At 69.6% G+C, this 21,293-nt stretch carries 21 protein-coding genes and 1 tRNA gene; 18 read left to right on the plus strand and 4 right to left on the minus strand.

Annotation, left to right across the window (positions count from 1 at the left end; genetic code table 11):
* Positions 1-47: 47 nt before the first annotated feature.
* Together ACLJOU_RS07965 and ACLJOU_RS07970 are read left to right on the plus strand one after the other, a co-directional pair.
* The gene (locus tag ACLJOU_RS07965; protein WP_410564508.1) at positions 48-686 is read left to right on the plus strand and encodes a hypothetical protein; all 639 of its coding nucleotides are present in this window, start codon (positions 48-50) and stop codon (positions 684-686) included.
* A gap of 85 nt (positions 687-771) precedes the next feature.
* On the plus strand, positions 772-1,830 hold the full coding sequence (locus ACLJOU_RS07970; RefSeq protein ID WP_410564510.1) for an RES domain-containing protein: 1,059 nt from the start codon (positions 772-774) through the stop codon (positions 1,828-1,830).
* Between the two features lie 15 nt (positions 1,831-1,845).
* On the opposite strand, the gene ACLJOU_RS07975 is transcribed toward ACLJOU_RS07970, so the two are convergent.
* Both ACLJOU_RS07975 and ACLJOU_RS07980 read right to left on the minus strand, forming a co-directional pair.
* On the minus strand, positions 1,846-2,049 hold the full coding sequence (locus ACLJOU_RS07975; protein WP_410564512.1) for a hypothetical protein: 204 nt from the start codon (positions 2,047-2,049) through the stop codon (positions 1,846-1,848).
* Positions 2,046-3,014 carry a glycoside hydrolase family 3 N-terminal domain-containing protein gene (locus ACLJOU_RS07980; protein WP_410564514.1) on the minus strand — a complete coding sequence of 323 codons (969 nt, stop codon included), beginning with the start codon at positions 3,012-3,014 and terminating at the stop codon, positions 2,046-2,048. The genes ACLJOU_RS07975 and ACLJOU_RS07980 overlap by 4 nt, the downstream gene beginning before the upstream one ends.
* A 668-nt stretch (positions 3,015-3,682) precedes the next feature.
* Here ACLJOU_RS07980 and ACLJOU_RS07985 point away from each other — a divergent pair.
* Genes ACLJOU_RS07985 through ACLJOU_RS08020 form a run of 8 tightly spaced genes read left to right on the plus strand, consistent with a single transcriptional unit; the run spans position 3,683 to position 12,468 of the window.
* Positions 3,683-6,433 carry a hypothetical protein gene (locus ACLJOU_RS07985; RefSeq protein ID WP_410564515.1) on the plus strand — a complete coding sequence of 917 codons (2,751 nt, stop codon included), beginning with the start codon at positions 3,683-3,685 and terminating at the stop codon, positions 6,431-6,433.
* A gap of 8 nt (positions 6,434-6,441) precedes the next feature.
* On the plus strand, positions 6,442-6,852 hold the full coding sequence (locus ACLJOU_RS07990; protein WP_410564517.1) for a hypothetical protein: 411 nt from the start codon (positions 6,442-6,444) through the stop codon (positions 6,850-6,852).
* Entirely contained in the window at positions 6,849-7,325 is a 477-nt protein-coding gene (locus ACLJOU_RS07995) for a hypothetical protein (RefSeq protein WP_410564518.1), read from the plus strand. Before ACLJOU_RS07990 ends, ACLJOU_RS07995 begins: the two co-directional genes overlap by 4 nt.
* Positions 7,322-9,034, plus strand: coding sequence for an Hsp70 family protein (locus tag ACLJOU_RS08000; RefSeq protein ID WP_410564520.1), 1,713 nt, complete (start codon positions 7,322-7,324; stop codon positions 9,032-9,034). Before ACLJOU_RS07995 ends, ACLJOU_RS08000 begins: the two co-directional genes overlap by 4 nt.
* A 20-nt stretch (positions 9,035-9,054) precedes the next feature.
* Positions 9,055-9,792, plus strand: coding sequence for a vWA domain-containing protein (locus tag ACLJOU_RS08005; protein WP_410564522.1), 738 nt, complete (start codon positions 9,055-9,057; stop codon positions 9,790-9,792).
* Complete coding sequence (locus ACLJOU_RS08010; RefSeq protein WP_410564523.1) at positions 9,789-10,763, plus strand: protein phosphatase 2C domain-containing protein; 975 nt, start codon at positions 9,789-9,791, stop codon at positions 10,761-10,763. The genes ACLJOU_RS08005 and ACLJOU_RS08010 overlap by 4 nt, the downstream gene beginning before the upstream one ends.
* Positions 10,760-11,734 (plus strand): hypothetical protein, encoded by a 975-nt coding sequence (locus ACLJOU_RS08015; RefSeq protein ID WP_410564524.1) that lies wholly within the window; start codon positions 10,760-10,762, stop codon positions 11,732-11,734. The genes ACLJOU_RS08010 and ACLJOU_RS08015 overlap by 4 nt, the downstream gene beginning before the upstream one ends.
* Positions 11,735-11,769: 35 nt before the next feature.
* Complete coding sequence (locus ACLJOU_RS08020) at positions 11,770-12,468, plus strand: protein DA1 (protein WP_410564525.1); 699 nt, start codon at positions 11,770-11,772, stop codon at positions 12,466-12,468.
* On the opposite strand, the gene ACLJOU_RS08025 is transcribed toward ACLJOU_RS08020, so the two are convergent.
* Positions 12,457-13,260 (minus strand): zinc ribbon domain-containing protein, encoded by an 804-nt coding sequence (locus tag ACLJOU_RS08025; protein ID WP_410564527.1) that lies wholly within the window; start codon positions 13,258-13,260, stop codon positions 12,457-12,459. The genes ACLJOU_RS08020 and ACLJOU_RS08025 overlap by 12 nt on opposite strands.
* 168 nt (positions 13,261-13,428) lie before the next feature.
* Here ACLJOU_RS08025 and ACLJOU_RS08030 point away from each other — a divergent pair, with 168 nt between their 5' ends.
* On the plus strand, positions 13,429-13,809 hold the full coding sequence (locus ACLJOU_RS08030) for a hypothetical protein (protein WP_410564528.1): 381 nt from the start codon (positions 13,429-13,431) through the stop codon (positions 13,807-13,809).
* Positions 13,810-13,881: 72 nt separating this feature from the next.
* Here ACLJOU_RS08030 and ACLJOU_RS08035 read toward each other — a convergent pair.
* Positions 13,882-13,954, minus strand: a tRNA-Arg gene (locus ACLJOU_RS08035).
* Positions 13,955-14,215: 261 nt separating this feature from the next.
* On the opposite strand from ACLJOU_RS08035, the gene ACLJOU_RS08040 reads away from it, so the two are divergent.
* The 7 genes from ACLJOU_RS08040 (at position 14,216) to ACLJOU_RS08070 (ending at position 21,182) form a co-directional block, all read left to right on the plus strand.
* Positions 14,216-14,869, plus strand: coding sequence for a response regulator (locus ACLJOU_RS08040; RefSeq protein ID WP_013230063.1), 654 nt, complete (start codon positions 14,216-14,218; stop codon positions 14,867-14,869).
* Positions 14,870-15,478, plus strand: coding sequence for a trimeric intracellular cation channel family protein (locus ACLJOU_RS08045; RefSeq protein WP_410564530.1), 609 nt, complete (start codon positions 14,870-14,872; stop codon positions 15,476-15,478). It abuts the gene before it with no gap.
* 66 nt (positions 15,479-15,544) lie between these two features.
* The gene (locus ACLJOU_RS08050; RefSeq protein ID WP_410564532.1) at positions 15,545-16,237 is read left to right on the plus strand and encodes a response regulator transcription factor; all 693 of its coding nucleotides are present in this window, start codon (positions 15,545-15,547) and stop codon (positions 16,235-16,237) included.
* On the plus strand, positions 16,234-17,643 hold the full coding sequence (locus ACLJOU_RS08055; protein ID WP_410564534.1) for a sensor histidine kinase: 1,410 nt from the start codon (positions 16,234-16,236) through the stop codon (positions 17,641-17,643). Before ACLJOU_RS08050 ends, ACLJOU_RS08055 begins: the two co-directional genes overlap by 4 nt.
* Positions 17,644-17,813: 170 nt before the next feature.
* Entirely contained in the window at positions 17,814-18,614 is an 801-nt protein-coding gene (locus tag ACLJOU_RS08060; RefSeq protein WP_410564535.1) for a DeoR/GlpR family DNA-binding transcription regulator, read from the plus strand.
* Entirely contained in the window at positions 18,611-19,693 is a 1,083-nt protein-coding gene (galT, locus tag ACLJOU_RS08065) for a galactose-1-phosphate uridylyltransferase (RefSeq protein ID WP_410564537.1), read from the plus strand. Before ACLJOU_RS08060 ends, galT begins: the two co-directional genes overlap by 4 nt.
* 73 nt (positions 19,694-19,766) lie before the next feature.
* The gene (locus ACLJOU_RS08070) at positions 19,767-21,182 is read left to right on the plus strand and encodes a trypsin-like peptidase domain-containing protein (RefSeq protein WP_410564538.1); all 1,416 of its coding nucleotides are present in this window, start codon (positions 19,767-19,769) and stop codon (positions 21,180-21,182) included.
* The last annotated feature ends 111 nt before the right edge of the window (positions 21,183-21,293 follow it).

Below are 21,293 nucleotides of genomic sequence, written 5' to 3' on the forward strand. Positions count from 1 at the left end.
CGGATGAGTGCGAGCACGAGTAGACATGGGCGGCGAGGAGGGCGGAAGTGGCGCACTACAACGGCATCGTGGAGATAGCACGAAATCTCGAGTACGTTCTCACCCGCCTGAGCGCGAGCGAGGCGGCGCAGCTCGTCTCGTTGCTGCGCCTGTTCTCCGCGAGTTCCGAGGCCGGCCGGGACCGGGTGGCCGCCGAGATCGCGAAACTGGTGTTGCGGTCGTTCCAGCCCGGCGAACCGGTTTACGACGCGTTGAACGAAACGCGGTACGCGCACGGAGAACAACGCCGCCAGGCTCCTCTGGCGGCGCTGTTCTCCGTGCGCCTTGCCCTGGGACTGCCGGCGGCCGACGACCCACACGAGCGTGTTCTCGGCAGCCAGCCGGTGACCGACGCCGCCGAACTCCGCAACCGGGGCGTCGACCCCGATCTGCCTGACCTGATCCGGCTGCCCCGGCGCGACGGGTCGGTGTCCGTGCCGGACTTCCAGTTCGACCGCGACGATCGCCCCCGCGCCGTGGTCCTCCGTGTGAATCGGGTCCTCGGCGCGGAGACTGACCCGTGGGCCGTCGCGGACTGGTGGGTCAGCGGAAACGTCTGGCTCGACGCAGCTCCCGTCACGTTGGTGTCCGACCAGGTCGCCGAGTCCGGTCTGGTCGCCGCCGCGGCCGCAGCTGTGGACGGGTGATCACGTGCCGCCGCGTCAGCCGCCGATCGAGCTCCCCGGAGAACCGAAGCGCCGGTACGTCCCTGCGGGGACACTGCTTTGGCGAGTGCATCCGGACCACGTCGGGGCGGCCGAGCCCGATCCGCCGGTGCAGTCGGTTTTCGGGGGCGGCCGGTTCGACGCCGTCATGCCCGCGGACCGCGGTCAGATGTATGTTTCGCCTTCCGACACCACTGCCGTGCTCGAACGGTTCCTGCCGGGACTCGTGTTCGGTGCCGACGGGCGGCGGTTCCTGCTGCGCCGCGCGGTCGAAGGAAAGCGGCTGTCGGCACTGGAAGTCACCCGCGACCTCACGCTGTTGCGGCTGGTGTCCAGCGGGGACCTCGCCGCGGTCGGCCAGGACCAGTGGCTGCTGACCGAGACGCATTACGGCGCTACGAGAGAGTGGGCTCAGTGGCTCCGGGAAAAGGTGCCGTGGGCGGACGGGATCGTCTGGCAGTCCACGGTGGACATGCCGGCCGAGACGATGGTGCTCTTCGATCGAGACGTACCTGCAGTAACGGTAGTGGACCAGCGATCCAGCGTGCTGGGGGGAACCGAGCGCTCAGGGTGGCTGGAAGACGTGCTGGACGCCCACGGTGTGCGGACGGGGCCGCCGAGCCGACCTCGGGTCAAGGCGTTCATCAACTACCGCAAGGGCGAATGCAGCGAAGCCGCGCTGCTGTTGCACAACGAACTCGCCCAGCGCTGGGGGGAACACAGGGTCTTCCGCGACAACCGGTCCATCCTGCCTGGTCAGCTGTTCCCCGGCGAGCTGCTCGACAAGGTGCGGACGTGTCGGGTGCTGTTCGTGCTGTTCAGCCTGGGCTGGGAGGAGCACCGGGGCGAGAACGGCAGAGCGCTCGACGATCCGCGGGACTGGGTCCGACGGGAAATCGAGGAAGCGACGGCGGCCGGCGCCGAGATAGTTCCGGTGCTGGTCGGCGCCCGGCGGCGGCTCCGGGGACAGAGTCTGCCGCCCGTGCTGGCACACCTCGCCGAACGGCAAACCCTGCAGCTACCGCACGGATTCCGGGAAGTGGAGGTCAAGTGCCTGGTCGACCGGCTGCTCGAGCAGCTGCCTTGGCTGGACGCCGACGAGGATGACGAAGCGGAAACGGCCTGATCGCCGGAGACGAAGTCAGAGCCAGCCCCGCTTGGCGACGGCCAGACCGGCGGCGAAGCGGTTGTCGACGCCCAGCAACGTGTAGACCGCCTTGATCCTCCGCCGGACTGTCGTGACGCTGACGCCCAGGCGACGCGCGATGACGTGATCGTCGTACCGCGCCATGAGCGCCAGGACACGACGCTGTTCTTCGTCGGGCAACTGGCTTGTTTCGGTCATCGCCGGCATCCCGTCTTGAGGTGGAGTATGCGGATCACGGCTTCACGCACTCGGCCGGACGTCAACTCGCCGGCGGCGACCGCGCGCTGCAGCCGGTCCAGTACGGGCGAAACGGGCATGGGCGACGACCAGAGGACCAGGTCCGCGCCCGCTGCCAGTGCGCGTTCCGCGGCCTCCGCCAGGTTGAAGCGGTTCGTGATCGCCCGCATCGCCCCGAGATCGTCTGTCATGGCGACTCCGTCGAACCGGTACCTACCGCGGAGCAGACGGTATGCGTCCGCGCTGAGGGACGCCGGCCAGCCGCCGGTCAGGCCGGGAACGTCAAGGTGTCCCAGCATGACGACCGGTGCGCCGGCCGGGATGAGCGTTTGGTACGGCTTGAGGTCGTGGTCTTCCAATGTGCTCAGCGGAGCTGTCCGCGGTAGTTCGCGATGGGAGTCGCCGGACGCGGAACCGTGGCCGGGATAGTGCTTGAGCACGGGGATGACGCCGGCCGCCCGTAGCCCGTCGGCGAACGCGCCGGCGTAACGGGTCACCGTCTCGGGATCGGCGCTGAACGAGCGATCCCCGATCACGCTGTTGGCCGGGGCAGCGCTGACGTCGGCGACCGGGGCCAGGTCCATGGTCACCCCGTGGGAAAGCAGTTGCCTGCCCCGCCGCTCACCCAGTTCGCGGACTCGCTCCGGAGTGGCGGTGCCGGCGAGGACGCGGGCACTCGGAACTGTCCCGTCGAGCTCGTCGATCCGCTGAACCCGGCCGCCTTCCTCGTCGACCGCGACGAGCGGTGGAATCGAAGTCATCGCGCGGATCGCGGCGAGACGTCCCTCCGTGAACAGTCTCGTCGAGCTGCCTGGGATGAAGACAGCGCCGACGTGGTCGTCCCGGACGAGGCCCGCGGCGACCTCTTCCCGCGCCGGGTCCACCCCGGCCATGACCAGCTGGGCCAGCTGGTCCCGGCCGGTCAAGCCGGCCAGTAGTGCGGCGCAAGACCCTTCATGGCGATCCGGTACACCCGAGGGGACCGGGCCGGAAACGGAAGTCGTGGTCGTCACGGGTACCGAGGGCTCGTCCGTGGGGAACCCGGCTCCCAGCAAGCAGGCCACGGCGCCAACGGACAGGGCGAGCAGCATCGCACAGGTTCGCGTGCGATCACCGGGACCGTCCACCTTGCCTCCGTCCGTATCCGCGATCGTCGCATTTTCGTGTCCAGTTTCGATTTCCGGAGGTGGAACGTTACAAGATTTTTTGACTGGCGCTCATCGCCGTTGTCCGGTTTCTGTCCAGATTTCGGCGGTTTTGTTTTTACGGGAAATGAGGCAGCACAGGCAAGATCATGGCGACCACAACGACCTGATAACGCCTTGTCGTACGGCGGGTCCGTCATCGTAACGCCGAAAGCGAGCCGACCGACATCGCTGGCGTCCCGGCCACGGAAAATCCGCATCGCCGGCTTCTTGCCTTCCCGAATGGAGTTGAGGTGGCTGTTCTCAATTCGAGTCCGCCGGTCGAGGTGCGGGAAGCCGTCGTGTCCGATTGTCCGGGTTGTGGTGCTCCCGGCCAGTCGGGTGACCGATTCTGCGCCGTGTGCGGACGCCCATGGCAGCGATCTGTCCCCGACGGCCTGGCTCAGCCTGTGGCGGATACCGCGCAGCTCACCGGCGACCGCGGCGATGCGCTTCTGGAACTGCTCGAAAGCCGCGGCGAACTCCGGCCGCAGCGAGTCGCCGCAGCCGTCGACGACCAGGCGATGTGCCTGTCCTGCGGGACGGACATGGAACCGTCGCGGTCGGTGTGCCCGGGGTGCGATGTGCCGACTGTGCTGCCCGCGCGTGCGGACCGCCCGTCCGCGCTGGGGAAGTTCCACAAGCACGGCCGTCGGCTCGTCCGGGCGAAGTTCGCCCTGTGCGTCGGCTTCGACAGTGGGGGCGTGAGACTTCTCAAGGCGAACGGGGAGGTCGATGTCGTCTCGGTGGCAGAGCTGCCTGCGGCGGATGTTCCGCTCAACGACGAGCTGGACCTCACCGGCCTGCGCGGCCCGGCCGCGGCGCTGCTGTGGTGGGCGGCGAGGCCCGCTGTTCCGGCCGGTGTGTCGTGGTGCGCGGCCGACCTGCTGAGCCACGTGCGTTCCGCCTACGGAACCGACCTGGGCGCAACGCGGCTGCACGCACTCGACCTGCTCCGCCTCGATCGGCCCGACCTGCTTGCCGGGATCGGGCTTCCCGAACCCGAAACGACTTGGCTTCGCGTCGTGCACGCCGCTCGGCGAGGGCGGTTCGACGCCTTGGTCGAGGCCGCGGCAGACCTGCCCGTCGGCCGGTACCGGCGAGTCGTGGCCGTCCTGTCCGCCTGCGTGGACGAACTCGTGCGTCGGCCGGGTGCGGCACAGCAGCTCACCCGGTGCCTTGCCGCCTTCTCGCCGGACGAGCCGCTGGCAGCGACGCTCGAACGCAGGCTGGGCATCCGGAAGGCCGAGCCGGGCGATGTCATGGGGGATGAGCGACTGCGCGCGCGGCGGCACGGTGTGCCCACGACCGTGCTGGCCATGCTCGACGCGCGTCCCGACCCCGAAGCCGGCGGCCTTCTGGGACCGGCCGGACGGCTGGCCGTGGCGCACGCCGGCGCCGACACACCCATCGGCGCTTCCGAGATCACGATCGCTCGCCTGAGCATCCTCGACGACATCGCGGAGGATGGCGGGATTGCCCCCGAGGCCGTGCGAAACGCGGGAAGACCGGCGCAGGAGCTCACCTATCTCTTCGGGCGGACTTGGCCCGGACAACTGACGGAGCCCGAGCTGGAGCGGCTGGGGCATCACCAGGAATTGGATCGCCGTGCCTTCGCCCGCACCGGCGAGATGGCCGAAGAACGACGGGGGACCCGGCTGGGCCGGCACTTCGCGGCGGTCGAGGCGTTCGAACGCAACCGGCCGCGGGACGTCGTCATCGCCGACGTCCTCGAGGATTACCGCCCGGTGGCGGAACACCTGGCCGCGTTACTGGACGAACACCCCGAGGATCCGCCTCAGCTGCCGGCGCCGGTCGTCGCGGACGTCTCTGTCTGGAACTACCTCGTCCGGGTCTACGGCGCGGTCCGGCTGCGGGCGATTCCCGGACTGGCCGGGGCCCAGCCCGGGTTTTTCGAATGGGTTTCCCTGTACGCCGCGAGAGAGCACCTGTTCCTCGCCCAGTGGCGGGAGGGGGCCGATGCCGCGCGGGAATGCCTGCGCGTCGCCGGCGACGAGGCCGTTCGAGACGAGGCCCAGAACCTGCTCGCCTGTGCCCTGCACTACCTGGGGGACCACGCGGGTGCGGTCCGCGAACTCGAGAGCGCTCTGGAGGGAGACTATTCGCCGTCCCTGCTCGCGAACATCGGCGTCGTCGCCCCGTACCTGGACACCGAACTCGCGGCGCGGCACCTTGCGCGGCTGGTCCGGGAGGCGCCGACGACGGCGATGCGGCGGGGTGCGGCGCTGCGCGCGCTCGAGATCTGGCGCGGGGAAGGCGAACGGGTCTGGGAAGGGGAGGAACCCGGACGCGAGCTTCCGACCGTCCTGCGTGAACCGTTGCGGCGCATCATCACCGAGGACATCCCGCTGGCGGACTTCCGGGAGATCAGTCTGGTGCTGGCGAAGTTCGACAGCGACTGGCTCCGGCAGCCGGCCAGCCTCGCGAGCTCTCCGCACGCGAAGAGCCTCGAGGCGGGGTACGCACGGGCCCGTGCGGAGCAGGACCTGTCGGAAGTCGTCGGCTTCTTCGCTTCGGTGCGGGACTGGGAAGGAGCGCCGGACTGGTTGCCCGCCGCCCGCGACCAGCTGATCAACGACGTGCGGGCCGCCATCGTCGAAGACATCGACGGAGCGACCGTCGCCGGGTACACGGCCTTTGCGCTGGCCACCCGATTGACCGGGCTCACTCCGTACGACCAGGTTTCGTTGAGCATGCTGTCGACCTGCACGATCAGCTACACCCTTCTTCTCGAGGAGAAGGAGATCTCCGACGCGATCGTCGCGATGCACAGGTCCGCGCTCGAGTTGTTCCCGAAGTTGAGCGAAGAGGACCGGGCCCGCATCGAGCCGTTCGTCGAGCTGGCGACCCGCCGTGCGGCGATCAACATCCAGCAGGCCCGGCTGCGCGACTTCCAGCAGGTCGTCGAGCCGTACAACGACGCATTGGACATCATCGACATGGCGCAGCGCGGAACGCCGGCGTGGTTCACCGCGCGTGGTGTCGTCGCCCGGACCGTCGACCTCTGCCGCGAGATCCGGACCCAGCTGCTGCCCTGGTCCCGAGCTGTCGAACACGCGGACACGCGAACGGACCTGCTCGACTTCCTCGATCACATCCGTGACCTCGAGTTCAAAGCCCAACGTGTCCTCGGTGGCTGAGGAGAGTCATGCGCAACCCCTATCTGCTGCTCGGTGTCGACTACGGAACCCCGCCTGACCTCGCGCGGCGCCACTTCGCCCGCGCCGCCCGGCGGATACGCCGTGCCGCGGGTGGCCCCGTGGGCATCGAAGACCTGAACTGGGCGCTGCACGAGGTGCAGAGCCGGGCGGCCACGGCCGCGGACGACGTCAGTGTCTACCGGGTGCCCGCCAACCCGGCGGTTTTCAACCCCCCTTCCCACGGGCTGTTCGCCGTGCCACCGATCAAGCTGCCGCGGACGACCGAGACCTCGGACGTCGACCGTGCGGCACTCGCCGACGGACTCGCCGAGGACGTCGGCGAACTGATCGCCGCGGTGGTCCGGGCAACAGCCACCTTCGACTACGGCTATCGCACTCCTGAAGGGAACGAGTCATGACCCGACGCAGCGACGCGCTTCTCGCGCGGCGGCTGTCCGAGGTCGAGCGGTCGCTCGACCGGATCAGCCGTTCGATCGAACGCATCGAGGTGGCGACCATCGTCCGTGAACCGTCGTCGGTGCTGTCCGTCGACGCCTACGACGGATTGCGGCGCCAGATCGTCGCGGCTGCCCAGGAACGAACGGCGCACCTGAGGCAGCTCGCAGTCTTCGCGGAAGCCGCCCAGAACCAGGCGCCGCAGCTGAGGCAGGTCGTCGAGGAGTGGCTCAGCCAGGCAGGAGTGGTCCGCTGGCCCGATCCGGCCGATTCGCGGTACTACGACGAGCTGGGAGGTGAGGGAGAGGATCTGCGGATCCTCCGCCACGCCTTCGTCGACGAGGCCACGGGGCGCCCCGTGGTGATGGGACAGACCGAGCGGGTGCCGCGCCTGCCTGTCGCGCGCCACGCCGGAGAGCGCGAGGTGCGGTCGTGAATCCCTACGGCATCGACTTCGGAACGACCAACTCCGTTCTGGCCCAGTGGAACGGCCGTGAGGTCGAGGTGCTCTCCATCGATTCGCCGCCCGGTGAATGGGAGCAGCTCGGCTTCGACAAGGTGATGCCGTCGGTGGTCGGAGTGTCTCCCGACGGACATCGGACGACGTTCGGCTGGGCGGCGAAGCGGCAGCAGGAAGGCAAACTCGAAACCGTCAAGCGGCTGTTCGCGACGGAGGAGTTCGTCGACATCGGCGGATCGCGGGTGTCGGTCGAAGAGGCCGCTGCGCTGTTGTTCGCGCACTTGCGCAACGCGTCGGCCGGGATCGAGGTCGACCGCGCGGTCGTGACGATCCCGGCGAACAGCCGCGGGCTGGCCCGGTACCGCACCAAGCTCTGCGCCGGGCTGGCGGGGATCGATGTCCAAGCGCTCGTCAACGAACCGACCGCGGCCGCCATGGCGTACGCCGTCGACGCCCGTCGTGACCAGAACATCCTGGTGTTCGACTGGGGCGGCGGGACGCTCGACGTCACCGTTCTCGAGACGATCGAAGGCGTATTCATCGAACGGGCGTCCAAGGGCATACCGCGGTCCGGCGGTATCGACCTGGACGAGGCGTTCGCGTCGGCGATCCGTGGCAGATTGCCGCGTCGTCCTTCGTGGTCGCCGGCCCAGGAGGCGCAGTTCCGGCTGGAGGTCGAGCGGGCGAAGATCCTCTTGTCGGCCCAGCAGGAAACGAACCTGCGCCTGCCGGACGGCGCCTACGTCCAGGTCGACCGCGTGCTCTTCGAGAGTTCGATCCACCAGCTCCTCGAGCAGGCGAAGCAGCCGATCCTCCAGTGCCTGCGCGACCTCCAGATCGGTCCGGAGGGCATCGACCAGCTGGTGATGGTGGGGGGCAGCAGCAAGATCCCGGCTGCCCGGCGGCTCGTGTCCGAGACCGTCGGCCGCGAACCGGCGACGGGCTGCGATCCGATGACAGCGGTGGCGCAGGGCGCCGCGATCGCGTCCGCGATCCTGCTGGGCCAGATGGACAAGGACTTCTTCGTGTCCACGGAACACGCGCTCGGCACGATCGTCCACGACGACAATCAGCGTCCGCGGTTCAGTGTGCTGATCCCGCGTAACCGCCAGCTGCCCGCGAAGGAGAGCGACAACTACATCCCGGCGGTCCCGGGTCAGCGGAGCGTGCTGGTCAGGGTGATCGAAGGCGATCCCGACAAGGACGTGTCCGACCCGGACAACGTGGTGCTGAAGGAGTGGAGCATCGACGTCGATCCGGAGCTCACCCAGCAGGAGAACGCGTTCGACATCGGTTACGAGTACAACGTGGACGGCATCCTGCACATCACGGTGACCAACACGAGGACCGGTCGGGTGTTGTTGCGCGACGACGTCTCGTTCGGCGTCACCAAGGACAAGTCGCAACTGATCGACCTCGCGAATCGCGTCCGGACGACGGTCGACTCCGGTCGCCGTCCGGCGGGGCCGGCGGCGCCGGTCCAGGTCGCTAGCCCGGCGCTGGACAGTGCGACGGTCCACCTCCTGGAACGGGCACGGAACAAGGTGGTGCCGTTCATCGGTGAGGACGAGGGGGAGCGTCTCGAAGCGTTGTGCGCAGATCTGGAGCGATCCGCCGGTGCCGCGTCCGACGAGTGCCGTGAAGCCCTGGAACGCAAGCTCCGCCAGTACGCCTACCTGTTCTGAGCCGATCGAAAGAAGGAACCATGCCCGAGGAACGCGCCAAGATCCTCCCGTTCTACCTGGTCATCGACGTGTCCTGGTCGATGGACGGAGAGCAGCTCCAGAACGCCGGCAACATCATGCCCGAGCTGTCGGACGCGCTGGCGAAGGACCCGATACTGACCGACAAGATCCGGTTCGCCCTGATCGACTTCGCCGGAGATGCCCAGGTGCGCCTGCCACTGTGCGACGTCCTCGACCCCGACGTGGTCCTGCCGGGGCTGGCTTGCCGGGGAGCGACCTCCTACGCCGCGGCTTTCCGGTTGCTCCGCAAAGAGATCGAAGCGAACGTGACCCAGCTGAAGGCCGACGGATTCAGCGTCCACCGTCCGGCGGTGTTCTTCCTGACCGATGGCGTGCCCACCGACGCCGACGACGAGTGGAACAGCGCGTTCCGGGAGCTCACGGAGTACGACCGCCAGGCGGGTGTCGGCTTCGCGATGTACCCGAACGTGATCCCGTTCGGAGTCAAGGACGCCGACCCCCAGGTCCTGCGGCGGCTCGTGCATCCGTCCACCGGCGCGAAGCAGAGCCGGATGTATCTGATGGACGAGGGGAACAATCCCGCTCAGGCCATCGCGGGCATGGCCGAGATCATGGTGTCCAGTGTGCTCAGCTCCGGGGCGAACCTGGCCGGTGGTGACTCCGGGCTCATCCACCCGGATCCCGCCGACCTGCCGGCCGGGATCACGGCGGCGAACGCGGACGGGGACTTCCTGTGACCCATCACCTCGACGAGAGCGCTGCGCAGTCCGCTCCGCCGTTCCAGCCGGTGGAGCCCGTCCGGATCGGCGAGCCGGGGCGCGCCTTCACCGCGGTGAAGCCGAAACTCGATCAGCGGTTCCCGGACGTACCCGCTTACGTCGTGGACGCGGACCAGGTGCACGACGATCGCAGTGGGGCCGGCCTCGATCTCCGGGCCGCGAGTGTCCGTGGCCTGTCGCACCGGTTCTACGGCACCGTGCGGCAAGACGCCTACGCCCGGATGCTGAGCGAGGACGGGCGTTACCTCGTGGCGTGTGTCGCCGACGGGGTGTCCGCCTGCGAGTACTCGCACGTCGCTGCCGAGATCGTCACCAGGATCGGGTGCCGGAACCTGGCGGAACAACTCGCCGCGGTGGTCCCCGACGAGCTCGACTGGTTGCAAGTGCTGGAGAAGCTCGTCGCCCAGACGGTTTCGGCCGCCCAGCGCATCGCCCATCGGAACGGCGACGATCCACCGGGTACCGACCCTCGTGAGGCGGGCCGTTACCTGGCATCCACCGCCCTCTTCGCCGTGATCGACCTGGAGCCCGGTGAAAACGGTGAGCACACCGCCCACGTGGTGGCGTTGGGGGACACTTCGGCCTGGCTGCTCACTGCGGGAGCCGAAGTCCCGTGGACCCCGTTGCAGGAGGTGAAGAACTCCGACGGTGAGGTGGCATCGAACGCGACTGCCGCCATCCCGGTGGTGCCCGCCGTCGCCCCGAAGCCGGTGGTCGTCCGCTTCGGTCCAGGCAGCGCGCTGGTCCTGATGACCGACGGTGTCGGAGACGCGCTGGGAAGCGGGACCGGTGAGGTGGGCGCCTTCTTGGCGCAGTGCTGGGCCACGCCGCCTGCGTCGCTCAACTTCGCGGCGCAGGTCGACTTCGCGCGGCGCTCCTACGACGATGACCGCACCGCGCTGGCCCTCTGGCCGTCGTCGCGGTCATGAGCAGCGACGAGCTCGATCGTGCGGAACTCGGTGACCTGGGTGATCGGCTGGGTAGGGGAGGGCAAGCGACGGTGCACCGGGTACCTTCGCTGCGGCTTCCCGACGTCGCCGGCGAGGTGGTCTACAAGCACTACCACGCCGGTCACCAGCCGCCCCACGGTCTGCGCGCGATCGTCCGCGCCCGCAGCAAGCTGGCCACACCGGTGCGCGCCCGGCTCGACGAGATCGCGGCGTGGCCGGCTCGCGTCGTCATCGACCGGGGAGCCATCTGCGGGGTGGTGATGCCGCTGATCCCCAGCTCGTTCTTCGACCAGCGGCGGCTCCCGAGCGGCAAGGTGAGCACGTTGCCGCGCGAGGCGCAGAGCCTGTTCATCGGGCCCGAGCTCGCCGCCCGCGCCGGCCTGGCCTTCCCCGGCATGGCGCAGCGGCTCGCCGTTTGCCGTGACCTGGCCGGTGCTCTGGCACTGCTCCACGAGAACGATCTCGTGTTCGGTGACATCAACGCGAAGAACGAGCTGTTTCGAACCGATTCGAAGCCCTCGGTGATGCTGGTCGACTGCGACGCGGTCCGCATCCGGGGATCCGCACCGGTCGTGCAGCAGCTCAATGCGCCGGACTGGGCACCTCCGGAGGGGGCGGTCCTGACCCAGGCGACCGATCTGTACAAGCTGGGCCTGTTCGTCCTCCGGACTCTCTCGCCAGGGCCACAGGCCAGCACGTCCCGCAGCCCCCAGCGGCTGCGGTCCGTGCTGGACGCGGAGGGACGCCGCCTGCTCGGCGCGGCGCTGGCCGACCTGGGCAGGCTGCGGCCTCAAGCCGCCGAATGGGAGGCCTACTTCGCGGACAGGACCGGCCTGAACGCGGTGCCGGCCCAGGCCGCAGGCGTCTCGGCCGCTCAGCGGATCCCGGCGACCACGACGCCGGGATGGCGCCGTGACCCGGCGACCGGGCGCTGGGTTCCGGCGCTGTGACGTTCGGGGGTTCCGCTCGCTGCACAGTCTGCGGGGTGGTGGTGAACGGCATGGCCGCTCTTGCGCTGCGGGGCGACCTCAGCTGTGCCACCCACCACCAGAGTGTCTTCTGCGCCTTCTGTGAACGCCGCGAACGGGTCAGCCCGGCGACTTGGCGCGACCTCGGAGGCGGGCTGCTCCGTTGCGGACTGTGTGCCCGTGACGCGATCGACTTCCCGCACCAGGCCGGATCAGTGCTGGTCAGGGTACGCGAGTCGCTCTCACGGCGTGGCCTGGTCCTGCGGGAACCCGCCAAGGTACGGCTCGTGCCGTTGTCCGAGTTGCTCGAGATGGGTGGCGAACGGGGCCACACCATGGGGGCGACGACCCTTCGCTACCCCCGAGACGGACCCGGGAGGGTCACCGGCGTCCGGCTCGCGGCGGGGCTGCCGCTCGAAGTCTTCTACCGTGTCGCGGCGCACGAGTTCGGGCATGCCTGGATAGCACAGCGCCGGCGGAGTCCGCTCCGGCCCGAGGTCGCGGAAGGTCTGTCCGAAGCCTTGGCGTACGGCGTCCTCCGCGATCTGGAATCGTCGTTCGCCGAGAGCATCCGGGAGCGGATGAAGCTGAACCCCGATCCGCTCTACGGAGAAGGGTTCCGAACGGTGCGCACGCATATTCTCCGGTTCGGACTGACCGCCGTCCTCGAGACACTGGTGCGTGATGGTGAACTACCCGGGTCTTCACTTGCGTAGGAGTGTGTTGCCGGAGTAGCCGCCCGTGTGCATGAGGCGTTTCGCGTAGCAGTCGTCCTTGGCGATACCATAAGAATCGCACCACGCGTTGGCCGAGGAACCGTCGCTGTATTGCTGGGGCACCACGGTGACCCAGAAGTCCGGGTAACGGAAACTCGCGTAGTCGCCGGACCACAGCAGCAGGGCCTCGGGGTGCCGCTGCCGGTTCGCGAGGAAATCGGACCAAATCGTGTCGTAGTCCTGCGTGACACCGTTGGCGACGATGCCTGGCTTCTTCGCGGACAGCTGTGGCAGCCACGAGCCGACTAATTGCTCCACCGCTGACCGGTTCTGCTCGACCTGCCGCTGCAGCAGGGTGCGAGAGTCGGCGGGGGACTCACTCGTGGATTCCGGCGTCGAAGGGAAGGGCGTCTCTGATGTCAGGGTCTGTGTAGGTGTCGCGCCGCCGGCAAAGGCGCCGCTGCCTCCGGAACCGACCGGTGTCGGATGGTTGTTGCCGCCGGCGGCCGATATCGCGACCGCCACGCCCACGACCAGGGCGCAGATGCCCACGGCGATCGCGGTCTTCGTACCCTGGCTCACCCCCGCGGGGCCGGCGGTGCGCGGCGGAGCCGGTGTGGCTGGAGGTGGGAACGACTGCACAGGCTGGAGAGTTATCGTCGGGCGGTCCGTGGCGGTTTCGGGCCGGGCATCCGAAGCTGTGGCCCGCCGCGGGACCGAAGATCCGCATCCCACACAGAATCGGGCGCTTTCGCGCAGGATTTCGCCGCATTCCCGGCACTTTTCCGTCATGCCAGACACCTCTGCCGTCGACGCTGGGCTTCTTGTTCACGAAGTCGCCGCAAGTGTCATATTGTTACGGCTTCCGCGGCGGATTCGAGGCGCCGAGTGCAACGATCCGGCGACGACGGACGACTATCCGGCAACAGCGTCGAAGCAGTCCGCGAAAGGTGACAAAAAATGGAAGTTTTCTGGGTGCTGGTCGTCCTCGCCCTCATCGGCTGGGCGATTTTCGTTCAGGTCGAGGCGCGTCGGCACGCTGTGGTCGAGGTGCCGATGTCGGAACAAGCGGCAGCCGAAGTGGTGGCAGCTTGTTTCAATATCACCTGGACGCGCATTTCGGGGAAAGGTGATCTCAACTTCCGGCCGAAACTGAGAGTCGGAGCTCCCGTCGTCTCGGTCGCGTTCGACCCGGACGGTGCGACCAAGTGCGGCGTGGAGATCTGGACGTCCCAGTTCAGCACGCGGTACGGCATGATGAACCACGCGCAGCTGGCGTGGCGGAAGAAGCGGAAGATCGCCTCAGAACTGGCCAAGAGCCTCAACGCCGCGACCAGCTGATTCGTGTGCGCTTCGCTGGGAGCGCGGGAGTGGCGATGATCGCGCCCGCGCCCCGTCGGCGAGTCCGAAGGGTGCCCCCGGCAGGATTCGAACCTGCGACACCCGCTTTAGGAGAGCGGTGCTCTATCCCCTGAGCTACGAGGGCCTGCTACTGCAGGGTCAGCTTAGCGGGCCTCACCCACGCCGGGCACCTCGGGCGACCCGACTGTCGTCGTCACCCAGGTGAGTGGTTCTCACTCGTCTCCCACATGGCGGATACACCCCAGCGCGGGCTCTACTGAACCTGACCTGGACGGACCAGCTTGTCACCTGGTCGTGTCTGGTTTCGAACTGCTGAACAACAGTAGGTAACCTTCGTTAACGGGACGCGGGGAGCCGCTCCCACCGGCTGTTGCGGAGGGCTTCGTTGATCAAGCTCATGTTCGCCGACGACGAGGAACTGGTGCGCTCGGGGCTGCGCGCGATGATGTCCGGGGCCCAGGACATCGAGATCGTGGGCGAGGCGAGCGACGGCAGATCCGCCGTGGAGGTCGCGCGGCGCTACCACCCCGATGTTGCCCTGCTCGACATCAAGATGCGGGCTCCCGACGACGGCATCCGCGCGCTGCGGGCCATCCTCGCCCTCCCCGACCCGCCCACCGTGGCCATGCTGACCACCTTCGACATCGACGAGTACGTCAGCCTCGCGCTCAGGCTCGGGGCCAACGGCTTCCTGCTCAAGGACATCGACCCCGCGGCGCTGCTCCGGGCGGTCAGGGACCTCTCGCGAGGAGGTGCGGTGCTCGACCCCGGGGTCGCCGCGCGGATGGTCCAGTCGCACCGGGACGAACAACGCGCTGCTCAGCCCGCCCGCAAGCTGCTCGCCTCGCTGTCCGAACGCGAGCGTGAGGTCGTCGCGCTCATCGGGCAGGGCCTCTCCAACGCCGAGATCGGCGGGCGGCTTCACCTCTCCGAAGCCACCGTCAAGGGGTACGTCTCCGCCGTGCTCTCCAAGATCGGTGCCGCCAACCGGGTGCAGGCCGCGCTGCTGGCTTACCGCGGTGGCCTGCTCGACCAATAAATGCTGCTCACGGCGCTGGAAGTCCTCGGGCTCGTCGCCTTCGCCGCGTCCGGGGCGCTCGCCGCGGTGCGGGCGCGGCTCGATGTCTTCGGCGTCGTCGTGGTGGGGCTGACCACCGCGCTCGGCGGCGGTGTCATCCGGGACGTCCTGCTCGGCATCCATCCGCCCACGACGCTGCGGAACTGGCCCTACCTCGCCGTCTGCGCCGGGACCGCCCTGGTCGTCTTCGTCTTCCACCCGCAGGTCGCACGGCTGCGGCGGGGCGTCCTCCTCGCCGACGCCCTGGGTCTCGGCGTCTTCGCCACCGCCGGGACGACCATCGCGCTCAACGCCGGCGCCACCGTCTACGCCGCGTGTCTGATCGGGATGACCACCGGCATCGGCGGCGGGGCCGTGCGCGATCTGCTGCTCCGGGAAATCCCGCTCGTCCTGCGGAAGGAGATCTACGCCGTGGCCGCGCTGGCCGGCTCGGCGCTCGTCGCCGCCGGTCACGCTGTGCGACTGCCGTCGGGGCCGGTGACCGTCGTCGCGGCCGCCGTGGTGGTTTCGGTCAGGATGGTCGCGCTCTGGCGGCACTGGAACGCGCCGGTCGCGCGGGGTCCCGAGTGAGAAATCCTTTGTGAGTTCTGCGTGTGTTCTTAGGCGGGTCTCAGCACGCTGCGTAAAACTGTCGCCATGCGCATCCTTGTGGTGGACGACGACCGCGCCGTCCGTGAGTCGCTCCGGCGGTCCCTGGAGTTCAACGGCTACCAGGTCCAGCTGGCCAGCGACGGTGCGCAGGCCCTGGAGGCGATCATCGCCGACCGGCCCGACGCGATGGTTCTGGACGTCATGATGCCCCGGCTCGACGGCCTGGAGGTCGCCCGCCGGCTGCGCAGCACCGGCGACGACCTGCCGATCCTCGTGCTCACCGCCCGCGACACCGTCTCCGACCGGGTGTCCGGGCTGGACGCCGGCGCCGACGACTACCTGCCGAAGCCCTTCGCCCTGGAAGAACTGCTCGCCCGGCTGCGGGCGCTGCTGCGCCGCGCCATCCCGGAGGGCCAGAACGGCCAGGCGTCGGAGGCCCTGTCCTTCGCGGACCTGACCCTCGACCCCGGCACGCGGGAGGTCCGCCGCGGGGGCCGCGAGATCAGCCTGACCCGGACCGAATTCGCCCTGCTGGAACTGTTCCTTTCCTACCCGAAGCACGTCCTGACGCGTGGCCGGATCCTGGAGGAAGTATGGGGTTACGACTTCCCGACGTCGGGCAACGCGCTGGAGGTCTACGTCGGTTACTTGCGCCGCAAGACGGAGGCCGAGGGGGAGCCGAGGCTGATCCACACGGTGCGGGGAGTGGGGTACGTCCTGAGGGAAACACCGCCGTGACCGAACCCGGCGATCCCCGTGGCACGCGCTGGGGAGCCCGCCGGTTCTCCCTGCGCGGCCGGGTGACGCTGCTCGCCGCCGCCTGTGTCGCCGGCGCCGTCGCGCTGGTCTCGATCGGCGCGTACATGGTCGTGCGAAGCAACCTGTACCAGCAGCTCGACGACAGCCTGATGGCCCGCGCGCAGGCCGCGGCCGACTCGCCGCAGGTGCAGACCCAGCTGCGGCAGGTCCCCGGCGCCTTCCTGGCCAGCGCCGACCTGCAGATCGGGCAGCTCACCGCGGCGCCCGACGTCCAGCACGCCGTGATGACGTACCCGCTCTCGAGCTCGCCGCCGCCGTTCGGGCCGAACGAGCTGGCCGTGGCGAACGGCGATTCGCCGGAGTCGCTGCGGACCGACTTCCGCACGGACAGCCGCGTGGTCGCCCTGCCGACCGGGCACGGCGAGGCCATCGTGCTGGCCCAGTCGATGGGCCCGACCAAGCGCACGCTGAACGAGCTCGCCCTGGTGCTCTTCCTGATCGGCGGCGCCGGCATCCTGGTCGCCGCCGCGGCGGGCACCGCGGTCGCGCGCGCCGGCCTGCGCCCGGTCGACCGGCTGACGTCGGCCGCCGAGCGCGTCGCCCGCACCGGCGACCTGCGGCCCATCCCGGTCAGCGGCGACGACGAGCTCGCGCGCCTCACCCAGACGTTCAACACCATGCTCGGCACGGTCGCGGACTCCCAGGAACGCCAGCGCCAGCTCGTCGCGGACGCCGGCCACGAGCTCCGGACGCCGCTGACGTCGCTGCGCACCAACCTCGAGCTGCTGCTCGCCGCGAGCAAGCCGGGGGCGCCGCCGCTGCCGGACGAGGACCGCGTCGACATCACCGCGGACATCAGCGGCCAGCTCGACGAGCTGACGCAGCTCATCGGCGACCTCGTGGAGCTCGCGCGCCAGGACGAGCCGCGCGAGCGGTTCGAGCGCGTGGAACTGCTGGAGGTCGTCGAGCGGGCCCTGGACCGGGCGCGGCGGCGCGCGGGGGAGATCAACTTCGACGTCTCGCTGCAGCCGTGGGTACTCACGGGTGACAACAGCGCGCTCGAGCGCGCGGTGCTGAACCTGCTCGACAACGCGGTGAAGTTCTCGCCGCCGGAGGCGACGGTGTGGGTGCGGCTGTACCCGCTCGGCGACGGCACCGCCGTGGTGGAGGTCGCGGACGCCGGGCCGGGCATCGCCGAGGAGGACCTGCCGAAGGTGTTCGACCGCTTCTACCGCTCGTCGGAGGCGCGGACGCTGCCGGGCTCGGGTCTCGGGCTGGCGATCGTGAAGCACGCGGCCGAGCGGCACGGCGGGACGGTGTACGCCTCGCGGGCGCCCGAAGGCGGCGCGTTGATGACGATCCGGTTGCCGGGCGCACCCGGCTGAGGCCCATCCGCTGTTGCCTGTTCGCCCGACCCGTGGTGATGTTGTTCAACTGGGTTGGCGCACGCCCGCCCTGACCTGTTGTTTCGAAGTTCACCCGTCTCCGTCCGGCGATCGCCATGTTGAATCGTGTAGGATTTTGTGTGGTTGGGGTGCGACGGACGGAGTGAACGGTGCTGGCGCGTCAGCGACAGGCGGTGATCCTGGAAGAGGCCCGCCGGACCGGTGCGGTCCGGGTCAGTGACCTCGTGACCAGGCTGGGCGTGTCCGACATGACGGTGCGCCGCGACCTCGACGTCCTCGCCGGCCGGGGCCTGGTCGAGAAGGTGTACGGCGGGGCCACGTCGGTCGTCGGCAAGAGCACCGACGAACCCGGCTTCGAGGCCAAGTCCGTGCGCCAGCGCGCGCAGAAGGAGGCCATCGCCGAGCTCGCCGCGACGCTCGTCCGGCCCGGCACCGCGATCGGCATTTCCGCCGGCACCACCACGTGGACGCTGGCGCGGGCGCTCGACGCCATCCCCGGGCTCACCATCGTGACCAACTCCATCCAGGTGGCGGACGTCCTGCGCGGGTCGACGCAGCCGGACCGCACGGTCGTGCTCACCGGGGGCGTGCGGACGCCGTCGGACGCACTGGTCGGGCCGGTCGCCGTGCACAGCCTGCGGTCGCTGCACCTGGACGCCGTCTTCCTCGGCGTGCACGGGATGGCCGACGGGCCGGGGTTCACGACGCCGAACCTGACCGAGAGCGAGACCGACCGCGCGCTGGTCGAGGCCGGGCGCAAGCTGGTCGTGCTCGCCGACCACACCAAGTGGGGCACTGTCGGGATCTCGACGATCGCCGACCTGGACGAGGCCGACGTCGTCGTCACCGATGACGGGATCCCCGACGAGGCCAAGGAAATTCTCGCCGAACGGGCGGGAGAACTCATGATCGCCGAGACGGCGGAGACGGACGAGGCCCAAGAAGCGTGAAGCGCACCGTACGACACCTGGCCGACGGCCGGGAGATCATCTACTTCGACCAGCCCGGCGCGCCCGACCGCGTCGCCGAGGACACCCGTGACCTGCCGCCGGTTTCGGCCGCGTCGGAGATCCGGCTGGACCCGCTGACCGGCGAGTGGGTCGCGATGGCCGCGCACCGGCAGACGCGGACGTACAAGCCGCCGGCCGACCTGTGCCCGCTGTGCCCGAGCAAGCCCGGCAAGCCGAGCGAGGTCCCCGAAAGCGATTACGACGTCGTCGTCTTCGAGAACCGGTTCCCGTCCTTCGCCGAGGACGTCGTCGGCGAGCCGTCCACTGTGGATGGTGCCGGGCTGGTGCCGGTGCGGCCCGGGCGTGGCCGCTGCGAGGTCGTCTGCTTCACCAGTGACCACGACGGCGCGTTCTCCCGGCTGAGCCCGGAGCAGGTGCGGGCCGTGGTGGACGTCTGGGCGGACCGGACGACCGCGCTGTCCGCGGTGGCCGGGGTCGAGCAGGTCTTCCCGTTCGAGAACCGCGGCGAGGAAATCGGCGTCACGCTGTCGCACCCGCACGGGCAGATCTACGGCTACCCCTTCGTCACCCCGAAGACCGAGCGGATGCTCGACGTCGCCCGCGCCTACCAGGCCGAACACGGCCGCCCGGTGCTGGGTGACGTGCTCGCGGCCGAGCAGAAGTCCGGCGCGCGCGTGGTCGTCTCCGGCGAGCACTGGACGGCGTACGTGCCGCCGGCGGCGCGCTGGCCGGTCCAGGTCCAGGTCGTGCCGCACCGGCAGGTCCCGGACATCCCCGCGCTGACCGACGCCGAGCGCGACGACTTCGCCGCCGTCTACCTCGACGTGCTGCGCCGCTGCGACGCGCTGTACGACCGGCCGCTGCCCTACATCGCGGCGTGGCACCAGGCGCCGGTGCACCGCGACCGGGAGCTCGGCTGGCTGCACCTGGAGCTGTTCTCCGTGCTGCGGGCGAAGGACAAGCTGAAGTACCTGGCGGGCTCGGAATCGGGCATGGCGGTGTGGATCAACGACGCGACGCCGGAGCAGATCGCCGAACGGCTCCGCGCGGCGGGCTGATCCCGGCCATACTCATCTCCGATGCACAGGTTGGGCTCAGGAAGCTCTCAGGACCATCGCGCAAGGTGAGGACATGACCGAGAACGACCCCAGCGCACACGACCCTGCGGCGCCGAGGCACCCCGAGACCGGCCAGCAGCCGGCTCAGGGCGGTTGGGCGGGGCACCCGTACGGTGAGCAGTCCCAGCCGGAGACCGGCGGTGCGCCGCAGTACTCCGAGCCGTCGTACCACGCGGTGACCGGGGCCGATCCGACGTACGGCGGGCAGCCCGCGAACCCGTGGTCGGCCCAGGGGGCGCAGATGCCCTCCGGCCAGACCCAGCAGAGCGTCTACCCGCCGCCGAATTCGTACGGGCAGCCCGGCACGGCCGGTTATCCCGTGGCCACGCCGCCGGCGCCGAAGCGGTCCGGCGGGAAGCTGCTCGCCGGCGTCGCGCTGGTCGCGCTGCTGGTCGGCGGCATCGCGGGTGGAACGGTCGGGTACTTCACCGCCGGGTCCTCCGGCCCGGCCGGCAACGCGCTCGACGCGCCGAAGCCGGCCCAGCAGACGGGCAACGCGCCCGCCGGCTCGGTCGAGGCCGTCGCGCAGAAGCTGTCGCCGAGCGTCGTCGAGCTGCAGGTCAGCGGCCAGCAGGGCGCGGGCGAGGGCTCCGGGTTCGTCATCAGCACCGACGGCTACATCCTGACCAACAACCACGTCGTCGAGGTCGCCGCGAACGGTGGTCAGATCCAGGCGGTGTTCCAGGACGGCAAGAAGGCCGCCGCCAAGGTCGTCGGCCGCGACCCGACGACCGACATCGCGGTCGTCAAGGTCAGCGGCGTCGGCAATCTGACCCCGGTCGAGCTCGGCCGGTCCGACGACCTGCGCGTCGGCCAGTCGGTGGTCGCCATCGGCTCGCCGTTCGAGCTGGCCGGCACGGTCACCTCGGGCATCGTCAGCTCGCTGCACCGGCCGGTGCGCGCCGGCGGCAGCAGCGGCGACCAGACCACGGTGATGGACGCGGTCCAGACCGACGCGGCGATCAACCCGGGCAACTCCGGCGGCCCGCTGGCGAACATGGCCGGCCAGGTCATCGGCATCAACTCGGCGATCTACAGCCCGCAGTCGGCGTCCGGCGGCGGCCAGGGCGGGTCCGAAGGCGGCAACGTCGGCATCGGCTTCGCCATCCCGATCGACCAGGCGCGGCGCACGGCGGACACGATCATCAAGACCGGCCAGGCGGTGCAGACCTACATCGGCGCCCAGGTGAAGGACGCCCCGCAGGGCGGCGCCGAGCTCGGTGCCATCACCGCGGGCAGCCCGGCGGAGAAGGCCGGCCTGAAGGCGGGCGACGTCGTCACCAAGATCGACGACCGCCCGATCGACTCGGCCGACACGCTCGTCGCGGCGGTCCGCACCCGGGCCCCGGACGAGAAGGCGACGTTCACGCTCGCCGACGGCCGCACGGTCGAGGTGACACTCGGCGGCCAGCCGGTCCAGCCCAATTGATCTAGTCCAGACGCTCGGCCGCCGTGGCGCGGCCGAGACCAGCTTCGGCTCGACCCCCGTTTCCGGGGCCGGACCCCCAAGGCCACGCGCGACCAGGCACTCGATGCCGGT

The sequence above is a fragment of the Amycolatopsis sp. cmx-4-61 genome, from assembly GCF_046548775.1.
Lineage (GTDB): Bacteria > Actinomycetota > Actinomycetes > Mycobacteriales > Pseudonocardiaceae > Amycolatopsis.

Bases quoted from the DNA above. Each gene is read 5' to 3' on its own strand.
- ACLJOU_RS07975 (WP_410564512.1), bottom strand. From the start codon at position 2,049: ATGACCGAAACAAGCCAGTTGCCCGACGAAGAACAGCGTCGTGTCCTG.
- ACLJOU_RS07990 (WP_410564517.1), top strand. From the start codon at position 6,442: ATGCGCAACCCCTATCTGCTGCTCGGTGTCGACTACGGAACCCCGCCT.
- ACLJOU_RS07995 (WP_410564518.1), top strand. From the start codon at position 6,849: ATGACCCGACGCAGCGACGCGCTTCTCGCGCGGCGGCTGTCCGAGGTC.
- ACLJOU_RS08005 (WP_410564522.1), top strand. From the start codon at position 9,055: ATGCCCGAGGAACGCGCCAAGATCCTCCCGTTCTACCTGGTCATCGAC.
- ACLJOU_RS08015 (WP_410564524.1), top strand. From the start codon at position 10,760: ATGAGCAGCGACGAGCTCGATCGTGCGGAACTCGGTGACCTGGGTGAT.
- ACLJOU_RS08025 (WP_410564527.1), bottom strand. From the start codon at position 13,260: ATGACGGAAAAGTGCCGGGAATGCGGCGAAATCCTGCGCGAAAGCGCC.
- ACLJOU_RS08030 (WP_410564528.1), top strand. From the start codon at position 13,429: ATGGAAGTTTTCTGGGTGCTGGTCGTCCTCGCCCTCATCGGCTGGGCG.
- ACLJOU_RS08045 (WP_410564530.1), top strand. From the start codon at position 14,870: ATGCTGCTCACGGCGCTGGAAGTCCTCGGGCTCGTCGCCTTCGCCGCG.
- ACLJOU_RS08050 (WP_410564532.1), top strand. From the start codon at position 15,545: ATGCGCATCCTTGTGGTGGACGACGACCGCGCCGTCCGTGAGTCGCTC.
- ACLJOU_RS08070 (WP_410564538.1), top strand. From the start codon at position 19,767: ATGACCGAGAACGACCCCAGCGCACACGACCCTGCGGCGCCGAGGCAC.